Source organism: Psychrobacter immobilis (assembly GCF_904846225.1).
In the GTDB taxonomy this organism is placed as follows: domain Bacteria; phylum Pseudomonadota; class Gammaproteobacteria; order Pseudomonadales; family Moraxellaceae; genus Psychrobacter; species Psychrobacter immobilis_F.
Genome location: NZ_CAJGZJ010000038.1, coordinates 1 through 9699 on the forward strand (window position 1 = coordinate 1; position 9699 = coordinate 9699).

At 42.4% G+C, this 9699-nt stretch carries 10 protein-coding genes; 5 read left to right on the plus strand and 5 right to left on the minus strand.

What is annotated here, in order from left to right; all coding sequences use genetic code 11:
* Nucleotides 1–380: 380 nt before the first annotated feature.
* Together JMX48_RS13665 and JMX48_RS14275 are read right to left on the minus strand one after the other, a co-directional pair.
* Nucleotides 381–1199 carry a LysR family transcriptional regulator gene (locus tag JMX48_RS13665; protein WP_265088798.1) on the minus strand — a complete coding sequence of 273 codons (819 nt, stop codon included), beginning with the start codon at nucleotides 1197–1199 and terminating at the stop codon, nucleotides 381–383.
* Nucleotides 1133–1297, minus strand: a complete 165-nt coding sequence (locus JMX48_RS14275) for a helix-turn-helix domain-containing protein (RefSeq protein WP_413786375.1) — start codon at nucleotides 1295–1297, stop codon at nucleotides 1133–1135. The genes JMX48_RS13665 and JMX48_RS14275 overlap by 67 nt, the downstream gene beginning before the upstream one ends.
* 200 nt (nucleotides 1298–1497) lie before the next feature.
* Here JMX48_RS14275 and JMX48_RS13670 point away from each other — a divergent pair, with 200 nt between their 5' ends.
* Nucleotides 1498–2205 carry a glutathione S-transferase family protein gene (locus JMX48_RS13670; RefSeq protein ID WP_201538713.1) on the plus strand — a complete coding sequence of 236 codons (708 nt, stop codon included), beginning with the start codon at nucleotides 1498–1500 and terminating at the stop codon, nucleotides 2203–2205.
* A 73-nt stretch (nucleotides 2206–2278) separates the two neighbouring features.
* Nucleotides 2279–3406: a zinc-binding dehydrogenase gene (locus JMX48_RS13675; RefSeq protein ID WP_201538715.1), complete on the plus strand. Its 1128-nt coding sequence runs from the start codon at nucleotides 2279–2281 to the stop codon at nucleotides 3404–3406.
* A 139-nt stretch (nucleotides 3407–3545) separates the two neighbouring features.
* On the opposite strand, the gene JMX48_RS13680 is transcribed toward JMX48_RS13675, so the two are convergent.
* Both JMX48_RS13680 and JMX48_RS13685 read right to left on the minus strand, forming a co-directional pair.
* Nucleotides 3546–4115 carry a DUF6891 domain-containing protein gene (locus tag JMX48_RS13680; protein ID WP_201538717.1) on the minus strand — a complete coding sequence of 190 codons (570 nt, stop codon included), beginning with the start codon at nucleotides 4113–4115 and terminating at the stop codon, nucleotides 3546–3548.
* 12 nt (nucleotides 4116–4127) lie between these two features.
* Complete coding sequence (locus tag JMX48_RS13685) at nucleotides 4128–4286, minus strand: hypothetical protein (RefSeq protein ID WP_201538719.1); 159 nt, start codon at nucleotides 4284–4286, stop codon at nucleotides 4128–4130.
* Nucleotides 4287–4386: 100 nt separating this feature from the next.
* Here JMX48_RS13685 and JMX48_RS13690 point away from each other — a divergent pair, with 100 nt between their 5' ends.
* Entirely contained in the window at nucleotides 4387–5721 is a 1335-nt protein-coding gene (locus tag JMX48_RS13690; protein ID WP_201538721.1) for an NAD(P)/FAD-dependent oxidoreductase, read from the plus strand.
* Between the two features lie 20 nt (nucleotides 5722–5741).
* Here JMX48_RS13690 and JMX48_RS13695 read toward each other — a convergent pair whose 3' ends face one another.
* A complete protein-coding gene (locus JMX48_RS13695; protein WP_201538723.1) occupies nucleotides 5742–6650 on the minus strand; it encodes a hypothetical protein in 909 nt (302 codons plus the stop codon).
* A 228-nt stretch (nucleotides 6651–6878) separates the two neighbouring features.
* Here JMX48_RS13695 and JMX48_RS13700 point away from each other — a divergent pair, with 228 nt between their 5' ends.
* Nucleotides 6879–7886 carry a LysR family transcriptional regulator gene (locus JMX48_RS13700; protein ID WP_201538725.1) on the plus strand — a complete coding sequence of 336 codons (1008 nt, stop codon included), beginning with the start codon at nucleotides 6879–6881 and terminating at the stop codon, nucleotides 7884–7886.
* Between the two features lie 294 nt (nucleotides 7887–8180).
* Nucleotides 8181–9452, plus strand: a complete 1272-nt coding sequence (locus tag JMX48_RS13705) for an NRAMP family divalent metal transporter (RefSeq protein WP_201538727.1) — start codon at nucleotides 8181–8183, stop codon at nucleotides 9450–9452.
* The last annotated feature ends 247 nt before the right edge of the window (nucleotides 9453–9699 follow it).

Consider the following 9699-nt stretch of genomic DNA (forward strand, 5'->3'; position numbering starts at 1 on the left):
GGCCGATCTATGGTGAAGTACCACCATCTTAAATTATTGGAGATAGATTCTGACGCTTAAACAAAAATAGGTATACCCTAACAGAACCAGTTATTTCACCCTTCAAACCTATTAACAGACTACTTAAAACAGACTGGTATAATGGAACCACTTATAACAGATAAACCTATAGATACTGAAATAGCACTGAAATAGCATAGTTAGTTTATATCAAACACCATTCGACGGGCTGTTAAGCGTGCATTTTTGATATTACGCCATTTCTCCACACAATCATGCCAGCGCTTATTCTAGCTGAAACGATAATATTAGAGCACCACCTGCCAGCAAACCTCAACCAACCGAAAACGTAAGCCCAGTTACGCTTTATAAGGTCTATCTTATGACTTTATCCTTTCTACCAAAAAGTCCACTGCTGCTTTTACTTTTGGCACTGAGTAACGCTGTTTTTGATATAACAAATAAACAGCCATGTCAGAGTGCTGAGTGATGGTTAATCGATGCTCAAACTTGAGCTCTTGCACTGCCCCCGACGCAAGATATGAGGACAATGCCCATCGAGTGGACATTAAAATACCGTCACCAGCGCAGGCTTTTTTTGCCAGCCATGGTCCATTGTTCGAAATCGCTACCGCTGGCCCTGAAACATCATGCCACTGATCATCGATCACACATAACCACGGGGTCATTCCTAGTGGCGTCTTAAAATAAAGACCATTATGTTCTCTCAATGCTAATGCATGACTCGGCACGCCATGTTTTTCCAAATAGCGAGGTGACGCGACAGGGATAAAACTATTATCCATCAGCCGTTTTGCAATGACCCGCTCATTTGGCGCGTAACCACCGCGAATCGCAATATCGAAATCATCGCGTCCAAGTGTGGATAATTCATCACTTAAGCTAACATCAAGCACAATTTGCGGATATAACGCACTAAACTCGTCTAATAAAGGTAGCAATATCTTTTCGCCAAAACCCACCATTGAGCTAATCCGTAAACGCCCCATTGGCGTTGTCTGGTAGCTACGAACCGTCTCCTTGCTTTGCTCTAGTTGATTCAATACCTGCTGCATATCGTTATAGTAGACCCGCCCTACTTCCGTCAGCTTAACGAGTCGCGTCGAACGCTTTAGTAGTGTCGCGCCCAAGCTCTTTTCCAAATCAGACACTCGTCTTGATAATGAGGATGCTGGCACAATGAGGATGCTGGCACATCGAACAGCTTCGCCGCTTTAGTGAAGCTACCTGTTTCGACTACTTTACTAAAATATCGTATTGCCCGTAGCTGATCCAAATCCCATCTCCAGTCAAAAAGTATTCAATTACTAACATAACCGTATTAATCGTTAAGTATTTTGCCTTTATTATTGTCTTAAAAGCAATGGTGATTCATCGTTTATGCTATATATCATCCTATTAAAAACAGTAATAATAGGTTTGGCTTAAACATTACAACTAAAAATAACCATCACGTTAATGACGGAATAATAATTTATGATTACTTTGCACGGTTTTGCTGCGAGCAACTATTACAATATAGTCAAACACACTCTTTTGTATAAAGAGCTGCCATTCCAAGAAAACCTTATATTCGCTGGAAGCGATGAATTACTACGCGTCAGTCCAGTGGGGAAAGTGCCTGCTATCACAACGACTGAAGGCTTCAATCTTTCAGAGTCGAGCGTTAAAGGCTTCAATCTTTCAGAGTCGAGCGTTATTTGTGATTTTCTTGAAGAAACCTATCCTGCCATACCGCTATACCCTGAATCTGCAACAGAGCGTGCGCTTGTCCGTCAAATCATGAAGATATCGGAGTTGTATTTTGAATTGCCAAGCCGTCGCCTGATTCCTTATGTGTTTTCAGGTACCAGCGCACCTGACACTGTCAAAGAAGAAGTACGCCAAGTGTTAACTCGAGGCATCATTGCCTTAAATCGCTTATGCCAGTTTTCACCTTGGATCGCAGGCGAAGTGTTCACGATGGCTGATATCTACGTTCATTACGTCAGCACAATCGTCAATGCTTTTGCATCAACCCAGCTTGATTGGGATGTGCTGGCAGAGATAGCTGGTATGAAAGAATGGAGCAAGGTGATGAGACAGTCTGACATTGCCCAAAAAATAGAGGCTGATCGCTCAGCCAATATGCCCGAATTTATGGCCCATGTGAAAGCTCAAATACAAACTGCCCAATCTAAATAATGTAACGAAGAATAAAATACAACCACTATCAATAAAAGCAGTGATGCCACGCATCATGTGCAGGAGCAAGATTATGACCGATAAAAATATACAACTGGTTTCAACCATTAGTGATGACAATAAACTAACACTGTCTTTACAAGATATCGAAATGCCGCAGCCTAGTGCTGATGAAGTCGTCGTTCGCATTGAAGCAGCACCATTAAATCCCTCTGACTTTGGGGTGATGTTTAGCGCCGCTGATATGTCAACTGCCGTACAATCAGGAACTGAGCAAAACCCTATCGTTACCGCTGATGTTTCTGCCAAGTTCATGCCAGCCCTCAAAACACGTGTGAATAAAGACACGCCTGTGGGTAACGAAGGCGCTGGCACGGTTGTCGCAGCAGGTTCATCGCCAGCCGCACAAGCACTCATGGGCAAAATGGTTGCGGTGATTGGCGGCGGTACTTATCGTCAATATCACTGTGTCACTGTAAAAAGCTGCTTAGAATTAAAAGAAGGCACGACTGCCAAAGAAGGCGCGTCATCTTTTGTGAATCCACTGACTGCACTGTCAATGGTTGAAACCATGCGTGCTGAAGGTCACAAAGCCATCATTCACGCGGCAGCAGCGTCTAGCCTTGGTCAAATGCTCAACCGCATTTGTCTGGCTGATGGTATCGATTTGGTCAATATCGTGCGTAAAGAAGAACAAGAAAAGCTGTTACGTGATATGGGCGCAAAATATGTGGTTAACTCAAGCAGCGATACATTCATTGCAGATTTAACGGCAGCGATTACCGAAACAGGTGCCACTATTTCATTTGACCCTATTGGCGGCGGTCAATTGACCAGTGATATTCTGAACTGTATGGAAGCAGCTATCACCGCTGATGTAGAAGAATACAGCGTTTATGGCTCTACTACTTTCAAGCAAGCGTATATTTATGGGGCATTAAACCGTGGTCCTATCACCCTAAATCGCAACTTTGGTTTTGCTTGGGGTGTTAATGGATTCTTACTATTCAATGCACTTGGCAAATTAGGCGCTGAAACAGTCAAGTCCATGCGCAAGCGCGTGGCAGAAGAAATCACCACCACATTTGCCAGCAGCTATACGCATGAGGTCACGCTGCAAGAAGCGTTGCAGTTAAAGTCAATCGCTGCTTATGGCAAACAAGCGACTGGTGAGAAGTACTTAATTACGCCTCAGGGCTAATAGTTGTTTGAAGAATAATTTAGAAATAAAAAAAGCAGATATCTATGATGTCTGCTTTTTTGTGTACCAATTACACCCGATAGTTCAATACCAAGTTATTTACCGGAATAGGTAGACATAATGGGCATAAAAATGGCAATCATTTTGATACTATCGTAGAACGATGTTTCCAATCAAAATTTGGTAGACGAATTCTTTCTTCAACCGTCCCATTCCATTCTAAGGAAAATCCTGCTTGCTCTAGCGCTTGTTGAATCTTTGTGGCGACTTTGATTTTATCAGGTACGTCTCCAGCGATATGATCATAGGCAAGTGTCAATCCCTCGCCAATAAAAGCACGCTCGACATCTTGTCCATGATAGAAGCAATAACCAAAAAACTGACCATTCGCGTGCTTACTTAATGCGGTATGTGCATCCTCATGACCGTCAGACATAGTGTAGCCTGCATTATGCAAGCATAAAATACCATTACTATTGAGGATTTGAAAGACTTGGTCTAACTTATCGACGTCAGTAATATCAGGCCAAGACTGTTCAGCTTTGTACTTTTCATTAAATTCAATATCGACAGAATCTCGAAGCATTCTCTCATCAGCGCCATCCTCCAGTAAATCAGAAATTAATTCTTGAATGTCTTCATAAGAATCAAACCCGCTCCAAACCTGAACTTTAATGGCATTTAAGATATATTGATCGACATCGTTCATATTCTATTCCTTTTAAAATTTTTGTTGTTGAAACTGCTCGTTACATCCATGATCTCTATAAAATTGCTCTAACACATCTATTGGTGTATTAGGTGGATTTAGAATGAGTTCATCAATATCTAGTTTTCCTACTTGATCAGTAGGAAAGCTTATTAATTCTTTAAATTTCAAAACCATCTCCCAATACAAATTTCAGAACGTTTTATGATAAATTACCCCTTTACTATATACCAAACAAAAAAACAACCTTGTAGATGATAGAGAACTTTACATGCAACAAATTAAAAAACTACCCGCCATAGATGGTCAGCTTGGCTGGTTTGATTCCGTTACTTTTACGAGACCCATGCCCGTACAGCAAGCGGAAAAAGACGAGCATTTTGATGTCATTATCATTGGTGCAGGGTTTTCAGGTTTAGCGACTGCTGGCCGATTGGCTGAACTGCGACCAGAAGCGCGCATTGCCCTTATTGATGCGATGGAAGTGGGTCAAGGCTCCTCTGGTCGCAATGCAGGATTTATCATTGATTTGCCTCACAACTTAGATCCGACAGAACCCGACGTGGCGGTAAATAATAAGGTTCGAGATTTAAATAATTTTGCCATTCAGCATCTAAAACGTATTCAAGAGCAACAAGGATTTGATGTATGTTGGCATGAGGCTGGCAAGTATTTGGCGGCTCATGAAGAAAAGCATTTTTCTAGCTTGAGCGATTTTGTGAATACGTTGGAGGCCATCGGAGAATCGTACGAGGTATTGGGTGATGATGCGTTAGCAAAGCGATTGGGCACTCATTACTACAAGCGCGCCGTTTATACGTCCGGTAATATTTTGGTCAATCCAGCAGCGTTGGCGATCTCTGTAGCAAGTGCGCTACCAAGCAATGTCACCTTGCTAGAAAACACCCCAATACATGAAATAGACTTAGCCAATAAGGTGATTCAAACCCCAAAAGCGCGGCTCAGTGCTGACATTATCGTATTAGCCACCAATGCTTTTACCGAAAAATTCGGCGTATCCTCCAACAGAATCACGCCGATATTTACCTATGCCAGTTTGACTCGCCCTTTAACCGAGGTTGAAATGAGTGAGTTGAAAGCGTTTTCAGGTAAAGAAGAAATCGCACCTTGGGGATTGACCTCTGCCCACCCTGCCGGCACCACCGTACGACTGACATCTGATAAGCGAATTTTTATTCGTAATACGCTGAACTACCAACCGAATCTATCCAGCAGCAAGGCGGTGCTCGATAAAGCAAAAGCCAAACACCGTAAATCTTATCTGGCGCGCTTTCCACAACTGCCAAATGCGCCGTTTGAATACACGTGGGGCGGTATGATTTGCGTGACGATGAATCATGAACCTGTCTTTAAAGAGCATGCTGCTGGCGTGTACGTGGTTGCTGCCATGAACGGCGTTGGCGTGGCGAAAGGCACTTACTTGGGCAGCTATATGGCAGAATTTATCTGCGGTAAAGAAAGCCCCGAGCTGGAGTTTATCCTCAAACACGCCGCACCAAGCCGGATACCGCCTGATCCACTGCGCAGCGTTGGCGCGCATATCAGACTCTCCTTTGAGGAATATATGGCAAAAGGTGAGGTTTAATCAGACTAAAAATTGCCAGTCTAATTATCGGTTTCGCGATAAAGCGTACTTTGGGACTCTTCTCTAAAGTCCTCATAAGTCAGCGCAGGTTCAGTTGGTAAGGCCTTGGGTGTTGCTGCTTCATTAGTAGTAGTAGTTGCCCCTTCACCTTGACTCTCATTGGCTAGACTATCTTGGCTATCTTGTTGCGGCGCTACCACTATTGGCTTCTCTACAATATCGGCATCTATAGCTGTTGCTTGTGCCGGAGTCGCAACTGGCGTACTATCTGGCGTTATTGTGGTACTGACATCGCTACTCACATTTGCATCAGCATTATCAGGTGTGGTGGACTGTGTTGAAGTGGATAAAACCCCAGTGAAAATAAGTATCATGACAATAAGAGCAATCAATAATGAGCCAAATATCATGCCAATGATCAATGGTTTTTTGCTATTAGCTAATTCAACCCGTGATGCCGCTTTTTCTTTAATGAGCGGCTGTATCGCCTTTTTCTCATGAGAATAATCATCAGATCTACTATTTGATATATCATTAGCTAAATGATCCACTTCCAATAATTTATCTGTAGCTTGCGGCTCTTTTTTTAACGATGCTTCTGACATGACTGTTTCTTGATCTGAAAAGTCAAAGACAGCATTTGTTGTAGTGGTTGTCTCTACTGCCTCAATCTGGCCTGCTTGATCACTGTCTTGATTGGTAAACAGCTCAAGCTCATTTACACTTAAAGGCTCATAAGCGAATAGCTTTTCAGCACTTTCTAACGGTTTTACGTATTCAGTCTCGTTATTGTCATCATCATTACTTTGAACATCATTGATAAGACGTTTGTAGATTTTATCTTTGGCATGATTGCGCGGTTTTTTATTGGCCATTTCAGCCAAACTTTCTTCAAAATTCGTATCAACATCGTTCTTTTTGTCGCTCATAGGATGATACCAAACCTGTCTATTCAAATGATATTAAATGACTGCTAGAATGATTTTATGATATTTCTTGCTGAAATGTAACTATAATGTTGCAAAAAATATAATTGTTCATATCATTATCTTCAAGCATAATCTGTTCAATCGCACCAATATTTTTAATATATCTAAAATAATATGATAATTATGCTTATAAATACAGAAACAATGTATAAATAATAGGGTGGAGAGATGGATTTAAAACAGCTTAATGCATTTATTGCCATTGCAGATTTGCGCAGTTTTAGCGCCGCGGCAGCCCAAACAGGATTGTCGCAGCCCACTCTGAGCCGTCTGCTCAAACAGCTTGAGACAGATATGGGTGTGGAATTGGTCGATCGTTACCACAGGCCGTTACATCTGACCGAGGCGGGTACATTCTTTTACGATAAAATCAGTACCATACTGACAGAGATTGATACCGTAACCAGCATGACTCAGCGGCTATCAGCACCCAGTAGTATATTAAATATCGGCTTTGTACCCTCAGTACTTTATGGGTTTTTGCCTGAAATAATTGCCATGCTAAAACAAGCCAGCCCCGATATTGAAGTCAATCTCAAGGATATTAGCTCATATCAGCAAATAGATGCCCTCAAATCCGGTGAAATTGACATCGGTTTTGGGCGTTTTGCTCACCAAGATCCATGGATTCAGCAAATACTACTGCGCCATGAGCGTTATGTCGTGGCGCTACCCAAATCGCATCCTTTGGCTCATGTCAGTGATCAGCGCTTGATAGACTTGGCAAATAACCGCTTGATTCTATATCACCAAACCCATCTGCCGGTATCAGCGACGATCACAAGATCCGCAAACGCCAAGCTCGGTACTAATAAACAAAACAGCCGTTCGACTAATGAGCCCACATCGTTTAGCGAGCCTATCACTGAGCCGTTACTGCATTTATTTGCACAATACGGCATTTCACCTTTTATGACCACAACGGTAAGCGACTTACAAGTGGCTCTAGGCTTGGTGGCGGCTGGCGAAGGCATTACGCTTGTGCCTGCCAGCCTACAAACGGTGCGTACCGAACAAATCAGCTATCAACGCTTGGTGCATGAAAACGTGACATCCCCTGTTTATTTGCATACTCTCAAAGACTTCGTTCATCCCAATATTCCTGATCTACTGACCGCTATTTATCAGGTTTATGAGCAGCGCGGCATTACCTATCGACGTCAGCAATTTACGTAACACTTTGTCTAACTTTCAATGGTTTTAACTAAACCTACGATTATTATTAAGCGTATATTGTTTAATTGTATATATATTTAATAAAAGTTAAACATTAAAATGAATTTATGCCCATTGGTGGATATAAATGATGAAAATAAATATTATCTCGTATCATTATAGCTGTGCTAAAGTCGCTGCTAAACGTATATTTTTTGTTTTTTTATCATCCCGTTTCTTAACTCAGTGTTCTCGTTGCAGACGCCCTGTCACAGGTCAGTGATAGGGTGTCGCTTGATATAATTTGAGGTATTTATGACTACACAACGAACAAATACCATTGATAGCGCTGCCAGCCAGGAAGGCTTTAGTTGGCGTATCTTTGGCCCAGGTATTTTGATGGCGACTGCTGCTATTGGTGGTTCTCACTTGGTTTCATCAACACAGGCGGGCGCGCTATATGGCTGGCAGTTGGCCATTATGATTATTTTAGCCAACGTTTTTAAGTATCCATTTTTTCGATTTGCAACCGACTATGTCTACGATACAGGCGAAAGTTTGATTGCAGGCTATGCCAAACGCTCAAAAGCGTATTTGTGGATTTACTTTATCCTCTCTATTTTATCGGCTGTGATTAGTACGGGTGCGGTGTCCTTACTTGCCGCTGTGATTTTGGGCTTTATGCTGCCCGCTTCTCTTGAGTTTTCTACCATTACTCTATCGATAATCATCGTTGCGGTCTCGTGGTTTTTTCTCATTGCTGGTCACTATAAATTGCTCGATGGCGTGACCAAATGGATTATGATTGCCCTGACGGCAGCCACGGTTGCCGCCGTCGTTATTGCTGCTGGCAAGCCAACCGTGATGGCGGTGGACTTTGTCGCCGCGTCGCCTTGGAATCTAGCGACTTTAGGATTTATCGTTGCATTAATGGGCTGGATGCCAGCGCCACTCGAGTTCGCGGCAATCACCTCTATGTGGACATCTGCCAAGGTTAAAGCCGATCACACCACACATCGTCAAGGCTTGCTAGATTTTAACGTGGGTTATGGCGTTTCTGCGGTGCTAGCGTTGTTTTTCTTGGCAATGGGCGTGTTTGTTCAGTACGGCTCAGGCGAAGCCATTGAAATTGCTGGTGGTGCTTATGTCAATCAGCTGATCAGTATGTACACCAACACCATTGGTGATTGGTCGCGGTTACTGGTCGCCTTCGTCGCCTTTATGTGTATGTTTGGCACTACGATCACTTGCGCCGACGGTTATGGCCGTGCCAATGCGGAATGCTGGCGGCTAATCAAAGGCGAAACTGAAATCAATAAAAAGCAAGTCGCCTTTTGGACGACTTATGCCATCGGTGGCGGCTTGGTCATTATCACCTTCTTTACCGGACAATTAGGCGCTATGCTCAAATTTGCGATGATATCAGCGTTTATTTCTGCGCCTATTTTTGGTTGGTTAAACTACTCGTTAGTTAGCAAGCACCAAAAACTATCTGCTGGTATGAACGCCCTATCGATTGCTGGCTTAGTATTTTTAGGTGGTTTTGCGCTATTGTTCTTAGCCAATTTGGCGGGTTTATTTGGTTAAATAGTGCTTAATAATTTATAAGATACAATCATACCTACATCATTGAAGCCCTTCTAGCCATGCTACAAGGGCTTTTTTGTCGTCAAAAAATAATATTGACCATTGAAAATAGCGCTTTATTAATGTAAGTAAATGTAAAAATTATCTTTGAAGGAATGGCTTTACTTTATCAATCTGAATAATAACTGATACGTATCACTGTATTTTGCATAATGGTATTTGTTAATTGAATAATGTTAATATAAAT

Bases quoted from the DNA above. Each gene is read 5' to 3' on its own strand.
- JMX48_RS13705 (WP_201538727.1), top strand. From the start codon at position 8,181: ATGACTACACAACGAACAAATACCATTGATAGCGCTGCCAGCCAGGAA.
- JMX48_RS13670 (WP_201538713.1), top strand. From the start codon at position 1,498: ATGATTACTTTGCACGGTTTTGCTGCGAGCAACTATTACAATATAGTC.
- JMX48_RS13695 (WP_201538723.1), bottom strand. From the start codon at position 6,650: ATGAGCGACAAAAAGAACGATGTTGATACGAATTTTGAAGAAAGTTTG.
- JMX48_RS13680 (WP_201538717.1), bottom strand. From the start codon at position 4,115: ATGAACGATGTCGATCAATATATCTTAAATGCCATTAAAGTTCAGGTT.
- JMX48_RS13690 (WP_201538721.1), top strand. From the start codon at position 4,387: ATGCAACAAATTAAAAAACTACCCGCCATAGATGGTCAGCTTGGCTGG.
- JMX48_RS13675 (WP_201538715.1), top strand. From the start codon at position 2,279: ATGACCGATAAAAATATACAACTGGTTTCAACCATTAGTGATGACAAT.
- JMX48_RS13700 (WP_201538725.1), top strand. From the start codon at position 6,879: ATGGATTTAAAACAGCTTAATGCATTTATTGCCATTGCAGATTTGCGC.